Origin of the sequence: Pseudomonas sp. DTU_2021_1001937_2_SI_NGA_ILE_001 (assembly GCF_032463525.1) — a bacterium.
Lineage (GTDB): Bacteria > Pseudomonadota > Gammaproteobacteria > Pseudomonadales > Pseudomonadaceae > Aquipseudomonas.
In genome coordinates this window covers 5,374,330-5,391,302 of sequence record NZ_CP135971.1, presented here as the reverse complement: position 1 = coordinate 5,391,302, position 16,973 = coordinate 5,374,330, and the positions used below count along the sequence as shown (strand labels likewise).

Here is a 16,973-nt window from a genome sequence, read left to right as displayed (position 1 = left end):
CGGCTGGCGGGCGTGGCGCACACCGCGTCCGCCAGCGCTACACCTCATGGCCCGGAGCAACGGATTTGAAGCAGTTCTCCCGCGGGCAATGGCTGGCACTGACATGCCTGTTACCGTTCGCCCTGTTCTTCATCGTATTCCAGATCGCCCCGCTGGCCTGGGTGGCGATCCACAGCCTGCAGTCCGACAACGGTTGGGGCCTGGAGAATTTCAGCAAGGCCTTCAACTCGCGCTTCTATCGCCAGGCCATGCAGTTCAGCCTGGAAATCAGCTTCTGGTCGAGCCTGTTCGGCATCGTCATCGCGGTGATCGGCACCTGGTCGCTGCGCCAGGTCGACTCGCGGCTGCGTGACTTCGTCACCGCCTTCGCCAACATGACCAGCAACTTCTCCGGCGTACCGCTGGCCTTCGCCTTCATTATCCTGCTTGGCTTCAACGGCGCGCTGACGCTGATTCTCAAGCAGAGCGGGATCATCGGTGACTTCAACCTGTACTCCAAGACCGGGCTGATCATCGTCTACACCTATTTCCAGATTCCCCTGGGCGTGCTGCTGCTCTACCCGGCCTTCGACGCCCTGCGCCAGGACTGGTCCGAATCTGCCGCGCTGCTCGGCGCCGGACCCTGGCAGTTCTGGTGGCACATCGGTCTGCCGGTGCTGACCCCGGCGCTGCTGGGCACCTTCGTGATCCTGCTGGCCAACGCCCTCGGTGCCTACGCCACGGTGTACGCCCTGACCGTCGGCAACTTCAACGTGCTGCCGATCCGCATCGCCGCCATGGTCTCCGGCGATATCACCCTGGACCCGAACATGGCCAGCGCCCTGGCGATGATTCTCGTCGGCCTGATGACCCTGGTCACCCTGGTACACCAGTGGCTGCTGAAGAGGAGCTACCATGTCGCGCGCTGAACGACGCCCCGCCAGCCTCTACCACCGCACGGTGGTCTGGCTGCTGTTCCTGATCCTGCTGCTGCCGCTGGCCGGCACCTTCCTGTACTCGATCGCCACCAGCTGGTCGGCGACCATCCTGCCCAGCGGCCTGACCTTCAAGTGGTACCTGGCGCTGTGGAGCGACGCGCGCTTTCTCAACGCCTTCGCCCAGTCGCTGCTGGTCTGCGTCGGTGCGCTGCTGCTTTCGGTGGTACTGATCCTGCCGCTGCTGTTCGTGGTGCATTACCACTTCCCGCGGCTCGACGGGTTGATGAACATCCTCATCCTGCTGCCCTTCGCGGTGCCGCCGGTGGTGTCCTCGGTGGGCCTGCTGCAGCTCTATGGTTCAGGCAGCATGGCCATGGTCGGCACGCCGTGGATCCTGATCGGCTGCTACTTCACCATCGCCCTGCCCTTCATGTACCGCGCCATCACCAACAACCTGCAGGCGATCAATCTGATCGACCTGATGGACGCCGCGCGCCTGCTCGGCGCCAGCACCTGGCAGGCGGCCTTCATGGTGGTGCTGCCCAACCTGCGCAAGGGCCTGATGGTCGCCGTGCTGCTGTCGTTCTCCTTCCTGTTCGGCGAGTTCGTGTTCGCCAACCTGCTGGTCGGCACCCGCTACGAGACCCTGCAGGTGTACCTGAACAACATGCGCAACAGCAGCGGCCACTTCAACAGTGCCCTGGTGATTTCCTACTTCCTCTTCGTGCTGGTACTGACCTGGGTCGCCAACCGACTGAACAAGGACAAGGACTGAAATGAGCTTCATCAGTATCGAGAACCTGCAAAAGAGCTACACCGGCACGCCCGTGTTCAGCGACATCCACTGCCGCATCGACAAGGGCGAGTTCATCACCCTGCTCGGTCCTTCCGGCTGCGGCAAGTCGACCCTGTTGCGCTGCATCGCCGGGCTGACTCCGGTGGACAGCGGGCGCATCCTGCTCGACGGCCAGGACCTGGTGCCGCTCAACCCGCAGAAGCGCAACATCGGCATGGTGTTCCAGAGCTACGCGCTGTTTCCCAACATGACCGTGGAACAGAACGTGGCCTTCGGCCTGCGCATGCAGAAAGTCAGCCGCGAGGAAAGCGCCCAGCGTGTCGCCGAGATGCTGCGCCTGGTAGAACTGCAGGATTTCGCCGGGCGCTACCCGCACCAGCTGTCCGGTGGCCAGTGCCAGCGCGTGGCCCTGGCCCGCTCGCTGGTCACCCGCCCGCGCCTGCTGCTGCTCGACGAGCCGCTGTCGGCCCTGGACGCGCGCATCCGCAAGCACCTGCGCGAGCAGATTCGCGCCATCCAGCGCGAACTGAACCTGACCACGATCTTCGTCACCCATGACCAGGAAGAAGCCCTGACCCTGTCCGACCGTATCGTGCTGATGAACCAGGGCCGTATCGTGCAGAGCGGTGATGCCGAGTCGCTGTACACCGCGCCGGTGGACGCCTTTGCCGCCGGGTTCATCGGCAACTACAACCTGCTCGACGCCGCTGTCGCCAGCCGCCTGCTGCAACGCCCTATGGCCGGGCGCGTGGCGATCCGCCCGGAGGCCATCGAGCTGCACGCCGACGGCCCGCTGGCCGGGGAAATCCTCAGCCACAGCCTGCTGGGCAACGTGATCCGCTACCGGGTACGCAGCAACGAGGTGGATCTGGTGGTCGACGTACTCAACCGCTCGGCGGCTGACTTGAAGGCCGACGGCCAGAGGGTCGGGCTGAGCATCGACCCGGCCGCCATTTGCACACTTTCCTGACCGGCGTGCGGGCCACGACTGCCCCTGTGCCAACGCCACTCTGCCGAACCTGAAGCAGGGTTATCGCGACCGAGGGCGCCGCGACGGGTTACAGTGCCGCCCTCACGCTGACAAAGGACCGCAACAATGCCCGTAGCCATTTTCGACCTGGACGAAACCCTCATCGACGGCGACTGCTCGACGCTGTGGTGCGAGCACATGGGCCGCCTGGGCTGGGTCGACCCCGAGTCGTTCATGCGCCGCAACAACGAGATGATGGACGCCTACAAGGCCGGCGAGCTGGCCATGGAAGACTATATGGCGTTCAGCCTGGAGCCCATGGCCGGGCGTACCCCCGAAGAAGTCGAGCATCTGGTCGGCCCCTGGGTCGAGGACGTCATCGAGCCGATCATCTTCAGCGACGCCTGCAAGGCCATCGCCGAACACCGTACCCAGGGTGACCGTATCCTGGTGATCTCCGCCTCCAGCGTGCACCTGGTGGCGCCCATCGCCGAGCGCCTGGGCATCGATGAAGTGCTGGCCATCGACCTGGACGTCCAGCATGGCGTGTACAGCGGCGCCACCACAGGCACCCTGACCTACCAGCAGGGCAAGGTCGCACGGCTGATGCAGTGGCTGGACGCCGAAGGGGAAAACCTCGAAGGCGCGAGTTTCTATTCCGACTCGCGCAACGACCTGCCGCTGTTGCAGACCGTCGACCACCCGCACGTGGTCAATCCCGACCCGGTGCTGCTGGAACACGCACGTGAGGCCGGCTGGCCGATCCATCACTGGAAGTGACAACGGCCCGAACGCAGCGGGCCCGGCAGCGGTTGCCGGGCCCGCTGCGCCTCATTGCAGTTGCGGGTCGATGACCAGCACGACCTTGCCTGACACCTGGTTGCTCTCCAACGTGGCATAGGCCTCGCTGGCCTGTTCGGCCGGGAAGGTGCGCGACAGTTGCGGGCTGAGGCGGCCCTCGACGAACAGCGGCCAGACCTGCTGGGCCAGGTCGCTGATGAGGGTGGCCTTGAACTGCTCGTCACGGCTGCGCAGGGTCGACCCCAACAGGTGAATGCGCTTGCCCAGCACCTGGGCCAGGTCGATCTCGGCCTTGCGCCCGGCCATCACGCCGATCAGCACCCAGCGGCTGTCCTGGCCCAGCAGCTTGAGGTTGAGCGCGGCGTATTCGTTGCCGCCCACCGGGTCGAGCACTGCATCGAACGGCGCGAAGGCTTCCAGGCCGGCGAGGTTGTCACCGCGCACCACACCCCCCTGAGCGCCCAGCTCGACGCAATAGGCCAGGCGTTCGGCGGAACCGACACTGACCCATACCGGGTTGCCGAAGGCCTTGCACAGCTGAATGGCCGCTGAACCAACTCCACTTGCCCCGGCGTGCAGCAGAACCTTCTCGCCGGGCTTGATGGCGGCCAGTTCGAAGAGGTTCAACCAGGCCGTGGCATACACCTCCGGCAGGCAGGCGGCCTCGGCCAGGCTCAGGTTTTCCGGGGCTGGCAGCACATGGCGACCGTCGACCACGACTTCCTCGGCCATGCCACCCCCGGCCAGCAAGGCGCAGACCCGGTCGCCGACCTGCCAACTGCTGCCGGGACCTACCTCGGCGATCACCCCGGAGCACTCCAGGCCAAGGAATTCGCTGGCTCCAGGCGGTGGTGGATAGTGGCCCTTGATCTGCAGCAGGTCGGCACGGTTGAGCCCCGCCGCCGCGACCTTGATGCGGACTTGACCGACGTCCAGGGTCGGACTTGGTGTCTGGACCCATTCCAACTGTCCGTTAACGCCTTGCAATGCCTTCACGGTGCCTCCATAGTGAGTCAGGACTGAGCCCGCCGCCTTTGCGCGGGCTTGTGCATTATGCGACCGGGTCCATGGAACCGGCGATTTCTAAGACGGCCTAATATGCGTTATCAATTGTCTCCGCGTCGAATCAGCATGAAGCATTTCTTCCCGAGCACCGCCCTCGCCCTGCTCATTGGCCTCGGCACCCTGTCGACGTCCGCCAGCACCTTTGCCGCCAACGCCTGGGACAAGCTTCAGCCCGACCGCGACGAAGTGATCGCCAGCCTCAACGTGGTGGAACTGCTCAAGCGCCACCACTACAGCAAGCCGCCGCTGGACGACAAGCGCTCGGTGATCATCTACAACAGCTACCTCAAGCTGCTCGACCCGTCGCGCAGTTACTTCCTGGCTAGTGACATCGCCGAATTCGATAAGTGGCAGACGCAGTTCGACGACTTCCTCAAAAGCGGCGACCTCAACGCCGGCTTCACCATCTACAAGCGCTTCCTCGACCGCAGCAAATCGCGCCTGGAGTTCGCCCTGGCGGAGCTGAACAAGGGCGTCGACAAGATGGACTTCGCCACCAAGGAAACCCTGCTGGTCGACCGCAAGGACGCCCCCTGGCCGAAGAACGAAGCCGAGATGGACGACCTGTGGCGCAAGCGGGTCAAGGACGAGGTGCTGCGCCTGAAGATCGCGGGCAAGGACCCGGCCAAGATCCAGGAAACCCTCACCAAGCGTTACAAGAACCAGCTGGCGCGCCTGAGCCAGACCCGCGCCGAGGACATCTTCCAGGCCTACCTGAACTCCTTCGCGATGTCCTACGATCCGCACACCAACTACCTGTCACCTGACAGCGCGGAAAACTTCGACATCAACATGAGCCTGTCGCTGGAAGGCATCGGTGCGGTGCTGCAGAGCGACAACGACAACGTCAAGATCGTGCGCCTGGTGCCAGCCGGCCCGGCCGCCAAGACCAAGCAGGTGTCCACCGCCGACAAGATCATCGGCGTGGCCCAGGGCGACAAGGAAATGGTCGATGTGATCGGCTGGCGCCTTGACGAAGTGGTCAAGCTGATCCGCGGGCCGAAAGGCTCGGTGGTGCGCCTGGAAATCATCCCGGCCAGCAATGCGCCGAACGACCAGACCAGCAAGGTGGTGTCGATCACCCGCGAGGCCGTGAAGCTGGAAGAACAGGCCGCCAAGAAATCCATTCTGCACCTGAACCAGGATGGCCGTGACTACAAGCTCGGCGTAATCGAGATTCCGGCGTTCTACCTCGACTTCAAGGCTTATCGCGCGGGCGACCCCGAGTACAAGAGCACCACCCGTGACGTGAAGAAACTGCTTACCGAGCTGCAGGCCGAGAAGGTCGACGGCCTGGTGCTGGACCTGCGCAACAACGGCGGTGGTTCGCTCCAGGAGGCCACCGAGCTGACCAGCCTGTTCATCGACAAGGGCCCGACCGTGCTGGTACGCAACGCCGACGGCAAGGTCGATGTGCTCGAAGACGAAGCCAAGGGCGCCTTCTACAAAGGCCCGATGGCGGTACTGGTCAACCGTCTCTCGGCCTCGGCCTCGGAGATCTTCGCCGGCGCCATGCAGGACTACCACCGGGCGCTGATCATCGGTGGCCAGACCTTCGGCAAGGGTACCGTGCAGACCATCCAGCCGCTCAACCATGGCGAACTGAAGCTGACCCTGGCCAAGTTCTATCGGGTTTCCGGGCAGAGCACCCAGCATCAGGGCGTGGTGCCGGACATCACCTACCCGTCGCTGATCGACACCAAGGAAATCGGCGAGAGCGCGCTGCCTGAAGCCATGCCGTGGGACAGCATCCGCCCGGCCGTGCGTCCGGCAGTCGACCCGTTCAAGCCGTTCCTCGCGCAGTTGCAGGCGCGCCACGACCAGCGCAAGGTCAAGGACGCGGAGTTCGTGTTCATCGAAGACCGTCTGGCCCTGGCGCGCAAGCTGATGAGCGAGAAGACCGTCAGCCTCAACGAAGCCGATCGTCGCGCCGAGCATACCTCCATCGAGAACCAGCAACTGGCGCTGGAAAACACCCGGCGCAAGGCCAAGGGCGAGGAACCGCTCAAGGAGCTGAAGAAGGAAGACGAAGACGCGCTGCCGACCGACGACGAGAAGGCCAAGCCCGAGGATGACGCCTACCTGGCCGAGACCGGGCGTATTCTCATCGACTATCTGGGTCTCAGCGCCTCGGTGGCAAAAAAGTGAACAACCGACGGAACTAATGGCAAATTGCCAATCCGTCATCAAGCAGTCATGATTCTGTAGTCAAATAAAGGTCTGTCCCCTGTAAGGGGGTCAGACCTTTTATTTTTGTAGCAGAGACCACCATGACCGTGACCGAGCAATTGAGCGCGCTGAGTTCCATCCTGGCTCGTGGTGAGTTGCACAGTCTGTTTCAGCCCATCGTCATGCTCTCCGAGCGGCGCATCCTCGGTTACGAGGCCCTGACCCGCGGCCCGTCAAACAGTACCCTGCATTCACCGATCAGCCTGTTCGCCGTAGCCCGCCAAGGCGGCCGACTGAGCGAGCTGGAGCTGGCCTGCCGTGAGAATGCCTGCCGCCGCTTCAGCCAGCAGGCCCTGCCGGGCAAGCTGTTCCTCAACGTTTCGCCCGAATCGCTGCTGGAGGCCTCACACCCGCCAGGGCGCACCCTGGGCATGCTGCAGCGCTATGGCATCGCGCCCCAGGACGTGGTCATCGAACTCACCGAGCAGACCCCCACCGATGACTTCGGCCTGCTCTACAAGGCCCTGCATCACTATCGCGACATGGGTTTCTCCATCGCCCTGGACGACCTGGGCGCCGGCTACTCCAGCCTGCGCCTGTGGTCGGAACTGCGCCCGGACTACGTGAAGATCGACCGCCATTTCATCGACGGCATCCACCAGGATGCGGTCAAGCGCGAGTTCGTCGGCTCCATGTTGCAGATGGCCAAGGCCTCGCGGGCCACAGTGATCGCCGAGGGTATCGAACTGGCTGAAGAACTGAGTGTGCTGGTCGACATGGGCGTGGACCTGGTGCAGGGCTATCTGCTGGCCCGCCCGCAGGAAAACCCGGTGCAGGACGCCCGCCTGATGCTGCCGAAGGCGGAAGGTCCCAGCCCCTCGCTGAATGAGGATAACGCCGACCTCAGCGCCCTGCTCAACCGCCAGGCGGCGGTCAGCCATGACACGCCGACGGCGCGGGTGCTCGAAGCCTTTCGCCAACAGGCCAACCTCAACTCCGTCGCGGTACTGGACGAACACCAGCGCCCGTGCGGCATCGTGCACCGTCATTCGCTTTCTGAAGCGCTGCTCAAGCCTTTCGCCACCGAGCTGTTCGCGCGCAAGCCGATCAGCCGGCTGATGAGCGAAGACTTCCTGGCCGTGGAGCAGAACCAATCGCTGCAACAGGTCAGCCGGCTGCTGACCAGCCGTGCCCGCCAGCGCATCGAAGAAGACTTCATCATTACCTGCAATGGCAGCTACGTGGGACTGGGCCGGTTGATCGACGTGCTCAAGCTGATTACCGAGATGAAGATCCAGCAGGCCCGTTACGCCAACCCGCTGACCCTGCTACCCGGCAACGTACCGATCCAACAGTGCCTGGCGCGCCTGCTGCAACAGGGCCGGGAGTCGGTGATCTGCTACGTGGACATCGACAGCTTCAAACCTTTCAACGACATCTACGGCTATGCGCGTGGCGACGAGGTGTTGTTGTGCCTGGCACAGTGCCTGAACGACCGCATCGACCCGAGCCGCGATTTCGTCGGGCATATCGGTGGCGATGACTTCCTGATGGTGCTGGGACCGGACGACTGGCAAAAACGCCTGCAGACGCTGCTCGACGATTTCCAGAACCAGTGCCGACGTTTCTACCGCGCCGAGCACCTGGAGGCGGGTTGTTTCATCGCCCTCAATCGCCAGGGTCTGCGCCAGGAGTTTCCCCTGCTGTCGCTGTCCATCGGGGTCGTGCACCTGCGCCAGGAGGCCTGCGGCCGCATCGACGCCAACCAGCTGGCCGACCTCGCCTCCCAGGCCAAGCACTACGCCAAAGAGGTGATCGGCGCCAGCGTGCATTGCATCGACACCCTGCCAGACACCGCGCCGTTGCGCCCGCACCTGTTCAGGCAGTGCCCGTAGCCTGCACTAGGCTCAAGCTGCGGAAATCCTTGGGCGACTGCTCGAACTGCTTCTTGAACGAACGGCTGAAATGCGCCGAATCGGTGAACCCCCACTTGTAGGCGATGGTGGTGATGGATTCGTTGCGCAGGAAGGGGTTGGCCAGGTCCTCGGCACTGCGTTTGAGGCGGGCACGCTGGATATAGCGGCATACGCTGTCGCCTTCCTCTTCGAACAGCCGGTACAGGTGGCGCACCGAAATATTCAACCGCGCCGCCAGGGCCGCCGGGGTCAGGCCAGGCTGGCCCAGGGACTCGTCGATGAGTTTCTGCACGCAGCCGCGCAGGTTGGCATTGCCCAGCACCGCCGCATCGACACAGGCTGCCTCAGCCTGTTCGAGGGCCGACGGCAGCAACGAGACCAGGGCATTCTGCAGGCCGTACGGGTCGTCTTCGGGGTTCTCGTCATCCCCGGCGTGCTTGCACATCTGATCCATCAGCACGTGCAGCATGCGCCCGCAGGTACGCGTGGCGGAGATCCTGCCGAATGCCGGGCGGCCCTTGAGCCCCTTGTAGACGTCACGACGCGGCAGTGACAGCGAGGCATGCTCGATCAGCCCGAACGGCGTGATCTGGCAGTGCCCGGCAGAGTCCATGAGCAACAGCTCACCGGGCGCCAGGCGGATGCTGGTGCCGTGCTGGGTGATCTGCGAGTAGCCGGAGCGCTGGCTGACCAGAAAGCATTCGGCATCGTTGTCCAGGTCGGCGCTGCCAGCCTGGCGGGTGATGTTGCCGGCATTGGTACGCAGGCTGGCCAGCTCCAGCCCGGAACGCTTCCAGGTGTGGATCTGGCCGATGAACAGAGAGCGATTGAAGGCCAGCTCGGTGTCGAAACGACCACAGATGGCATGCAGTGTGGCCGTCCATTGTTCGAGGCCCTGGCGGGCGAGCTGATCAGATTGCATACCTACCTCCACGAGAATCTTGTTGTTATGCGCGCATTGATAACATGTTAACAATATGCGCACAACGGTCACTGGGATTCATCGGATGAAGGCAGGATGCGTGCCAGGCGCGCTCAGATCTCGCCGAGGATGCGCCGCCAGGCTTGCAATGCCGCGAACAGGCAGGCCTTCTGCTCGGCGCCCAGGGCGATGTAGCGGCGAAACGCCGGAAGGCGATTGACCACTTCGCTGCCGCCCATGTGCTCCAGGCGCAGGCACCACAGGCCGTCGATCACTTCCAGGCGCAGGTGCTTGAAGTCCAGCGGCATCAGCGCCTCGCGCAACGGCGCATCGTGCAACAGTGCCGCCTGCAGGTCAGCCAGCGCCTGGCCGTCACCGCCACGCGCACGGCAGTGCAGGCCGGTGCGCCGAATCGCGCCGCCATGGTGCACCGCATAGCGCCCCGTGCACCGCGAGCGGCCCTGCACCTGCAGCACGAATTCGCTCATCACCAAGTGCATGAACAGCTGCGACTCGGTGCGCTCGCGCACTTCAAACACCAGCTCGCCCAGCGTCAGCCGTGCACGCTGCGCGTCGAGCAGGTGCCAACCCGCCACGCCAAGGTTGCGCCGCAGGTGCTCAAGGGTCACTCCAGGCCGGTAGCCGCTGGGGTTGCGCTCGGCGCTCAGACGATCAAACAGTCTTGAAAGCATCGCTGCCAACCTCCTTCGCGTGCACACCGGGCTCGCTGGCGAACTCCTTGGCCAGCACGTCTTCGACCCGCGCCGGCCTGAACGGATGGACACGCTGGACGACCAGGGTCCAGAACAACGCATAGGCGGCCGTGGCGGCCAGCATCACGCCGAACGGCACATAGATGTCCGCCGGGTTCATGCCAGGCGGGGTAATGAACCACATGCCCAGCAGGATGCCGACACTGGAAACGATCTGCGGCAGCGGGAACAGCGGCGACCGATAGGCGCGTGGCAAGTCGGGGCGACGGATACGCAGGCTGACCACCGAGAGGGTCACCAGCAGATAGGCAGTGCTCCAGGCACACACGGCGGCCAGCACCAGGTGGATGATGTTGTCGGTGTTACCCCCCAGGTACCAGGCATGCAGGCACGGGATCAGCATGGCCACCAGAATGCAGAGTATTGGTGTCTTGAAGCGCGGGCTGAGGTAGGTGAACACCTTCGGTAATGCGCCATCCACCGCCATTCCATAGATGATCCGCGGCACGCCCGCCATCAGGGTATTGATGGTCGCCGCGCCGGCGAACAGGAAGCCGATACCCAGCCACACCGGGCCGATATCGCCCATCACCTGGTGGGCGAATTGCGGGATCGCCATCGGTGTATCCAGCAGATGCACACCCGTGGCGGCGTCCAGCACCACGTTCTCGACCTGGCGCTTCATCGCCGCGCCGTAGATGAACATGCAACTGGCCACGCCCAACAGGCCGAGGATCATCGCCTTGGGCATGACCTTGGCCGAGCGGCGCAGGTCCGGTGCCAGCGGGGTGACGAACTCGCAACCGACGAACATGAACATCGCCATGCCGACCAGGGACAGGACGGTCACCAGATCGGTGCCCACCAGCGACGCACCGAACCAGCCGTCGAGCTGCACCGCCGGCGCAGCGATCAGGCCCAGCACACCGAAGGTCATCAACGTCACCCACATGCCGAAGGTGAGGATGATCTCCGCCTTGCCGAAGGCACTGACCCCGAACATGTTGAGCACGCCCAGGACCACCACGAAGCCGACGCCCAGCAGCCAGGAACCGCCGGCCGATTCGGCCAGGGTATTGAGGTGTTCGAAGTTCACCAGGGCCATGACCCCGGCCAGGATGGTTTCCGCCGTGCCCGCGAACACATGGACGATCAGGTAGGCCGCCAGGGTGCCCATGATCGCGAAGAAACGCCCCAGGCCACAGTTGATGTAGTCGTACACCGAGCCGGTGGTCGGCAGGATCGAAGCCGCCTCGGCGAACGTGGTGGCCTGGGCCAGCATCATGATCACCGCGAGGATCATCGCCAGGGCGAAGGCGCTGCCGCCGATGCCGAAGCCCATGGTGGCGGTGAGGATCACTGGGCTGGCCATGATCAGGCCGATGGTACTGGCCAGCGCGGTGGGAAAACCGACCGTGCCGCGGTTGAGGTGCGCGTCGAGCTGCTGATGAAGTGACATGTCTGGCCCCTGGAGTGGTCGTTGGCGTGAGCGGCAACCCCTGGCAGGCAAGTCGCGGGCCGTTGCCGCGGATGCCACAGGTCTGGCCGCTTGATGCCATTCACTTTGCGCCCGCCCTCACCCGACGTCTTGACCCTGGCTGACGGACGTCTTGTTGCAGCCTGCCAGTCGCGCCTGACTGGCCAGCAGGGACAAGAGACTGGCAGCCGCTGCAAAGACTCAGGTCCACCGGGTACCCCTAACTGTGCGGGCAGCCAACCACAGACGAAGGGGACGACACCCATGGAGCGCTTCAACCGACGCAATACCCTGCCCACCCTGCTCGGCCTTGGCCTGAGCACCCTGCTGGGTGCCAGCCAGGCTCAGGCCGTGGCGCTTTACAGCGACGACGACACCACCCTGACCGGCAACTTCCTCGCCGTATATGGGCACTTCAACAGCCGCAAGAACTATGACGGCACGTCCGGCGGCTCGACCTGGCGCGAGGGCTTCATCAAGTACGGTCTGAGCGGCACCCAGGGGCTGGGCTCGTTCGGCAGCCTGTACGGCACCGCCAACCTGGTCAGCTCGGCGACCTGGGGTGACGGCGACGCCGCCGGTTTCACCGACGGCAGTGAACGGACGAGCAAATTCGACGAAGCCTTCGCCGGCTGGAAGTCCGGCGAACTGTTCCCGCTACTGGGCAAGGATGGCGTCGATCTGTCATGGGGCCGCCAGGTGATCACCCTGGGCGACGGCTTCATCATCAACGACGACGGCATCAACATGGGCAAGGGCGTGGCAGATGGCGACCTGAACCGCGGCGGTGCGTACTACCTGGCAGCCCGGCATGCCTTCGACAAGACCGCAGTGCTGCGCCTGGGCGGCAAGGACGGCCTGCACGGCAGCCTGCTGTGGTTCAAGTCCGACAATCGTGCCCAGGCCAAGACCGAAATGGCCGCTGGCACCCTGGAGTACAGCGCCGCACCCGGCACCCTGGGGCTGACCTGGATCCACGGCCTGGGCGTGGATGACCGCTACGCCAGCGACTTCCAGCGCCAGCGCGATGGCATGAACATCTACAGCCTGCGCGGTGCAGGCAATGCCGGTATCGACAACGCGCATTTCTCCTTCGAATACGCCTGGCAGGACAAGGACGCGGGCGCCGAGAAAGCCTGGTACCTGGAAGGCGGCTACACCTTCGCGAACCTGCCCTGGAGCCCGGACCTCACCTACCGCTACAGCCGCTACTCGCAAGGCTGGGACGCCCTGTTCAACGGTCAGAACCGCGGGTTCGGTACCTGGTTCCAGGGTGAGGTGGCCGCCAACTATGCCGGCCCCTTCAATAGCAACACGCAGGTGCATCACTTGGGGTTGAAAGCCAAGCCGTTGGAAAACCTGACCCTTGGCGCGCTGTTCTTCGACTACCGCACCCTGCATACGGGCCAGGCGCTCAACCTCGACGGCCGGGAAACCGACCTGTACGCCGAGTGGGCAATCAATGAACATCTGATCATCACGCCGCTGGTGGGCCTGTACAAACCACGCAAGGGCCAGGACAACGGCGGCAGCCAGTTCGGTGGCAACGGCACCAACGTCTACAGCCAGCTGATCGTCGCCGTGCCGTTCTGAGTGTCTCCGGCCGGCAGGCCTGAACCCACCGCCAGGCGAAAACGCCCCCCTTACTTCAGAACAATGTGTCAATAAAAACCCGATAAAAATTCAAGAAAGAGTGTAAATCGCAAAAAAACGAGCGGCCCCAGGGTCGCTTTTTTGTTTTTGATGCTTTATTTTGAAATGGCGTTTCATTAAATCCAATAACAACCTGCGCAACAGGAGGCCCGCATGAGCTTCTTTCCGGCCCCGGCCGTCGTCGAGACCCAGGTCTTCACCCGTCTGCCCGAGCAATTCCGCAACGCGCGTCGCACCGCCTGGGCGGACGCCAATCGCCAGGGGCGTGCAATCGACTCGTTCCTGGAAGGGCCATCCTTTGATCGGCATGGCAATCTCTACGTGACCGACATCCCCTACGGCCGCATCTTCCGCATCTCGCCCCAGGGCGAATGGACCCTGGTCTGCGAATACGACGGTTGGCCCAATGGCCTGAAAATCCATCGCGATGGCCGGATCTTCATCACCGACTACAAACGCGGAATCATGGTCCTCGACCCGCACAGCGGGCACATCGAACCTCTGCTGGAATCGGCCGGCTCCGAAGGCTTCAAGGGCGTCAACGACCTGGTGTTCGCGCCCAACGGCGACCTCTACTTCACCGACCAGGGCCAGACCGGCCTGCAGGATGCCAGCGGGCGGGTCTACAAGCTGAGCCACGACGGCCAGCTGTCGTGCCTGATCAACACCATCCCCAGCCCCAACGGCATCGTCTATGACCCACATCTGAACCACCTGCTGATCGCCGTCACCCGCGCCCAGCAGATCTGGCGCATCCCCCTGGGCAACGGCTCGATCATCGGCAAGGTCGGGGTGTTCGCCCAACTGCACGGCGGCCTGGGCGGCCCCGACGGCCTGGCTCTCGACCAGGACAGCAACCTGTACATCGCGCATACCGGGTTCGGTTCGGTATGGAAGCTGTCGAAGGTCGCCGAGCCGCTGCAACGCATCGTTTCCTGCCAGGGCATCAGCAACACCAACCTGGCGTTCGGCGGCGCAGACAACCGCAACCTCTACATCACCGAATCGGAATCCGGCTCGATCCTCCAGGTGACCACCAGCACAGCGGGCCTGGCGATGTACTCACACAGCTGACAGCCCGCAAAAAAAACCGTCCAAGAACAATAAAAGAGTGACGTCATGACTCAGGACACTACCGCTCCGCTCCCCCCCTTGTCCGACGCCGAGGGTGAAAAACTGCTGCGCCGCGTCATGCTGCGCATCATGCCGTTCATCTTCCTGTGCTACGTGGTCAGCTACCTGGACCGCACCAACGTCGGCTTCGCCGCCATCAGCATGAACAAGGACCTGGGCCTGACCGCCACGATGTTCGGCTGGGCCGCCGGGCTGTTCTTCTTCGGCTATTTCATTTTCGAGATTCCCAGCAACCTGCTCATGCAGCGCTTCGGCGCGCGGATCTGGATCGCCCGGATCATGGTGACCTGGGGCCTGATCTCGATGGCCACCGCCTTCGCCACCGGGCCGGTCAGCTTCAGCATCCTGCGCTTCCTGCTCGGCGTCGCCGAGGCGGGTTTCACCCCTGGCGTCTACCTGTTCTTCACCTACTGGTTCCCCGGCAAATGGCGGGCCAAGGCCATCGCCGCGTTCCTGCTGGGCATTCCCACGGCCAACATCATCGGCTCGCCGCTGTCGGGCTGGCTGATGGAAATGCACGGCATCATGGGCCTGAAGAACTGGCAGTTCCTGTTGGTGGTGGAAGCGCTGCCCGCCGTGCTGCTGGGCATCGCCTGCCTGTTCGTGCTGGTCGACACGCCGGCCAAGGCGCGCTGGATGAACGAGCGCGAGAAAGCCTGGCTCAACGACCGCCTGAAGCAGGAACAGCAAGCCATCGGCTCGTCCCACGGCCATACCCTGCGCAGCGCGCTGACCAACCCCAAGGTCTTCACCCTGGCGGTCATCAATTTCTGCTGCATCGTCGGCTCGGTCGGCATCGGCCTGTGGATGCCACAGATCATCAAGAGCCTGGGCATGAGCAACAGTAGCGTCGGCCTGGTCACCGCCCTGCCCTACATCCTCGGTGCCCTGTCGATGACCCTCTGGGCACGCCTGGCCAACCGCAGTGAACACCGCCTGCCCTACGTGGTCAGCGCCCTGACCTTCGCCGCCGTCGCGCTGGTGGGTGCGGCACTGGCAGACAACTCGGTGCTGAAGGTCGCCTGCCTGGCAATGACCGTGTCCGGCATTCTGGCGTTCCAGGCCACCTTCTGGGCCATTCCCTCGACCATCCTCACCGGTCGCGCGGCGGCAGGCGGCCTGGCGCTGATCGTCTCGATCGGCAACCTGGGCGGCTTCGCCGGACCGTTCCTGATCGGCCTGATCAAGGACGCCACGCAGTCGTTCTCCGTGCCCTTCTATGCGGTGGCGTCGATCCTCATGCTCGGGGTCTGCCTGATGCTCTGGCTGGGTGATCCGGCGCGCCGCCAGCAACCGGGCCTCGCGCAGACCGCCGAGGAAAAAGGCGCCTGATCGATCGCATCGCCGGCCCGCAACGGGCCGGCATTTCATGACAACAACAACGAGATTCGCGCATGAGCATGACCCGACGCCAGTTCCTCCAGGCCAGTGCCGCCACCGGCGCCCTGCTGTCGATGGACGCACTGGCCAGCTACCGTTATTCCTCAGGCGACAACGCCGCCCGGCTGGTGCCTCCGCCCGGCAGCGTCGACTGCCACATGCACCTCTACGACGACCGCTACCCGGCGGCCCCGGACGCCAAGCTGCTGCCGCCCAATGCCTCGCTGGCCGACTATCGACAGGTCCAGGAGCGCCTGCACCTGCGGCGCATGGTCATCGTCACGCCGTCGACCTATGGCACCGACAACCGCCTGCTGCTCGACGGGCTGCGCCAGGCCAAGGGCGAGGCACGGGGTGTCGCCGTGGTGGACGGCAGCATCACAGACGCGCAACTGAACGAACTGCACGAGGCCGGCGTGCGTGGCATCCGCTTCAACCTCAGCTACGGAGGTGCCAGCCTCGACGACCTGGAGCGCCTGGCGGCGCGGGTCAACGAGCGTGGCTGGAACGTTCAGGTGGTCGCGCCCGGCAACCAGTTGCTGGAGCTGGAAACCCGCCTGGCGAACCTGCCTGCCAGGCTGGTCATCGACCATATGGGCCACGTCCCCCAGCCCGAAGGGGTGACCTCGCCGGCCTTCGCCACGCTGACTCGCCTGCTGGACAACCAGCGCACCTGGGTGAAGCTGTCCGGCCCCTACCTGCGCTCGAAACAGGGTGCACCGGGATACCAGGACGTCGGGGCCGTCGCCCGCGAACTGGTGCGCATCAACCCGCAGCGGCTGGTGTGGGGCAGCGACTGGCCGCATCCGACGGTGAACCAGAACAAACCCGACGACGCCGCGATCCTCGACCTGCTGGCCGAGTGGGCACCCTCCAGCCAGGACCGTACGCGGATTCTGCGGGACAACCCGGTCAGTCTTTACGACTTCGGCTGAGCCACTGCCTCATCTATGACCGTAAAAACCCGTAGGCGCCGCTTCAGCGGCGAAGGCGCCAGGAAATCCACTGCATCTGCTGTGAACATGCGGTCGCTTCGCGGCTAAAGCCGCTCCTACCCGGC

Annotated in this window: 14 protein-coding genes; 10 read left to right on the top strand and 4 right to left on the bottom strand. The window is 64.1% G+C overall.

Going from position 1 to position 16,973, the window contains the following annotated elements:
* The first annotated feature begins 65 nt into the window (after nucleotides 1–65).
* The 4 genes from RRX38_RS23765 to RRX38_RS23750 all read left to right on the top strand — a co-directional run bounded on the left by RRX38_RS23765 (nucleotide 66) and on the right by RRX38_RS23750 (nucleotide 3,463).
* Entirely contained in the window at nucleotides 66–908 is an 843-nt protein-coding gene (locus tag RRX38_RS23765) for an ABC transporter permease (protein WP_295474585.1), read from the top strand.
* Nucleotides 895–1,692, top strand: coding sequence for an ABC transporter permease (locus RRX38_RS23760; protein ID WP_315960919.1), 798 nt, complete (start codon nucleotides 895–897; stop codon nucleotides 1,690–1,692). Before RRX38_RS23765 ends, RRX38_RS23760 begins: the two co-directional genes overlap by 14 nt.
* 1 nt (nucleotide 1,693) lies before the next feature.
* The gene (locus RRX38_RS23755; RefSeq protein ID WP_315960918.1) at nucleotides 1,694–2,683 is read left to right on the top strand and encodes an ABC transporter ATP-binding protein; all 990 of its coding nucleotides are present in this window, start codon (nucleotides 1,694–1,696) and stop codon (nucleotides 2,681–2,683) included.
* 126 nt (nucleotides 2,684–2,809) lie between these two features.
* Complete coding sequence (locus RRX38_RS23750) at nucleotides 2,810–3,463, top strand: HAD family hydrolase (protein ID WP_315960917.1); 654 nt, start codon at nucleotides 2,810–2,812, stop codon at nucleotides 3,461–3,463.
* Nucleotides 3,464–3,514: 51 nt separating this feature from the next.
* Here the strand turns inward: RRX38_RS23750 and RRX38_RS23745 are convergent, their stop codons facing one another.
* Nucleotides 3,515–4,480: an NAD(P)H-quinone oxidoreductase gene (locus tag RRX38_RS23745; protein WP_295474597.1), complete on the bottom strand. Its 966-nt coding sequence runs from the start codon at nucleotides 4,478–4,480 to the stop codon at nucleotides 3,515–3,517.
* A gap of 135 nt (nucleotides 4,481–4,615) precedes the next feature.
* Between RRX38_RS23745 and RRX38_RS23740 the strand changes: the two genes are divergently transcribed.
* A complete protein-coding gene (locus RRX38_RS23740) occupies nucleotides 4,616–6,697 on the top strand; it encodes a carboxy terminal-processing peptidase (RefSeq protein WP_295474599.1) in 2,082 nt (693 codons plus the stop codon).
* Nucleotides 6,698–6,819: 122 nt separating this feature from the next.
* Entirely contained in the window at nucleotides 6,820–8,613 is a 1,794-nt protein-coding gene (locus tag RRX38_RS23735) for a bifunctional diguanylate cyclase/phosphodiesterase (RefSeq protein WP_315960916.1), read from the top strand.
* Here the strand turns inward: RRX38_RS23735 and feaR are convergent.
* From feaR to RRX38_RS23720, 3 genes are all read right to left on the bottom strand, one after another.
* Nucleotides 8,597–9,556 (bottom strand): transcriptional regulator FeaR, encoded by a 960-nt coding sequence (feaR, locus tag RRX38_RS23730; RefSeq protein ID WP_315960915.1) that lies wholly within the window; start codon nucleotides 9,554–9,556, stop codon nucleotides 8,597–8,599. The genes RRX38_RS23735 and feaR overlap by 17 nt on opposite strands.
* Before the next feature lie 113 nt (nucleotides 9,557–9,669).
* Nucleotides 9,670–10,248, bottom strand: coding sequence for a DUF3156 family protein (locus RRX38_RS23725; RefSeq protein WP_315960914.1), 579 nt, complete (start codon nucleotides 10,246–10,248; stop codon nucleotides 9,670–9,672).
* Complete coding sequence (locus RRX38_RS23720; RefSeq protein WP_315960913.1) at nucleotides 10,229–11,728, bottom strand: APC family permease; 1,500 nt, start codon at nucleotides 11,726–11,728, stop codon at nucleotides 10,229–10,231. The genes RRX38_RS23725 and RRX38_RS23720 overlap by 20 nt, the downstream gene beginning before the upstream one ends.
* Before the next feature lie 282 nt (nucleotides 11,729–12,010).
* Between RRX38_RS23720 and RRX38_RS23715 the strand changes: the two genes are divergently transcribed.
* The 4 genes from RRX38_RS23715 (at nucleotide 12,011) to RRX38_RS23700 (ending at nucleotide 16,848) form a co-directional block, all read left to right on the top strand.
* Nucleotides 12,011–13,339: a hypothetical protein gene (locus RRX38_RS23715; RefSeq protein ID WP_315960912.1), complete on the top strand. Its 1,329-nt coding sequence runs from the start codon at nucleotides 12,011–12,013 to the stop codon at nucleotides 13,337–13,339.
* 213 nt (nucleotides 13,340–13,552) lie between these two features.
* A complete protein-coding gene (locus RRX38_RS23710; protein ID WP_315960911.1) occupies nucleotides 13,553–14,473 on the top strand; it encodes an SMP-30/gluconolactonase/LRE family protein in 921 nt (306 codons plus the stop codon).
* 45 nt (nucleotides 14,474–14,518) lie between these two features.
* Nucleotides 14,519–15,865 (top strand): MFS transporter, encoded by a 1,347-nt coding sequence (locus RRX38_RS23705; protein WP_315960910.1) that lies wholly within the window; start codon nucleotides 14,519–14,521, stop codon nucleotides 15,863–15,865.
* A gap of 62 nt (nucleotides 15,866–15,927) precedes the next feature.
* On the top strand, nucleotides 15,928–16,848 hold the full coding sequence (locus tag RRX38_RS23700; protein WP_315960909.1) for an amidohydrolase family protein: 921 nt from the start codon (nucleotides 15,928–15,930) through the stop codon (nucleotides 16,846–16,848).
* The last annotated feature ends 125 nt before the right edge of the window (nucleotides 16,849–16,973 follow it).

Coding starts and splice junctions, on each gene's coding strand:
- RRX38_RS23700 (WP_315960909.1), top strand. CDS start 15,928: ATGAGCATGACCCGACGCCAGTTCCTCCAGGCCAGTGCCGCCACCGGC.
- RRX38_RS23725 (WP_315960914.1), bottom strand. CDS start 10,248: ATGCTTTCAAGACTGTTTGATCGTCTGAGCGCCGAGCGCAACCCCAGC.
- RRX38_RS23750 (WP_315960917.1), top strand. CDS start 2,810: ATGCCCGTAGCCATTTTCGACCTGGACGAAACCCTCATCGACGGCGAC.
- RRX38_RS23720 (WP_315960913.1), bottom strand. CDS start 11,728: ATGTCACTTCATCAGCAGCTCGACGCGCACCTCAACCGCGGCACGGTC.
- RRX38_RS23710 (WP_315960911.1), top strand. CDS start 13,553: ATGAGCTTCTTTCCGGCCCCGGCCGTCGTCGAGACCCAGGTCTTCACC.
- RRX38_RS23740 (WP_295474599.1), top strand. CDS start 4,616: ATGAAGCATTTCTTCCCGAGCACCGCCCTCGCCCTGCTCATTGGCCTC.
- RRX38_RS23715 (WP_315960912.1), top strand. CDS start 12,011: ATGGAGCGCTTCAACCGACGCAATACCCTGCCCACCCTGCTCGGCCTT.
- feaR (WP_315960915.1), bottom strand. CDS start 9,556: ATGCAATCTGATCAGCTCGCCCGCCAGGGCCTCGAACAATGGACGGCC.
- RRX38_RS23705 (WP_315960910.1), top strand. CDS start 14,519: ATGACTCAGGACACTACCGCTCCGCTCCCCCCCTTGTCCGACGCCGAG.
- RRX38_RS23760 (WP_315960919.1), top strand. CDS start 895: ATGTCGCGCGCTGAACGACGCCCCGCCAGCCTCTACCACCGCACGGTG.
- RRX38_RS23735 (WP_315960916.1), top strand. CDS start 6,820: ATGACCGTGACCGAGCAATTGAGCGCGCTGAGTTCCATCCTGGCTCGT.
- RRX38_RS23755 (WP_315960918.1), top strand. CDS start 1,694: ATGAGCTTCATCAGTATCGAGAACCTGCAAAAGAGCTACACCGGCACG.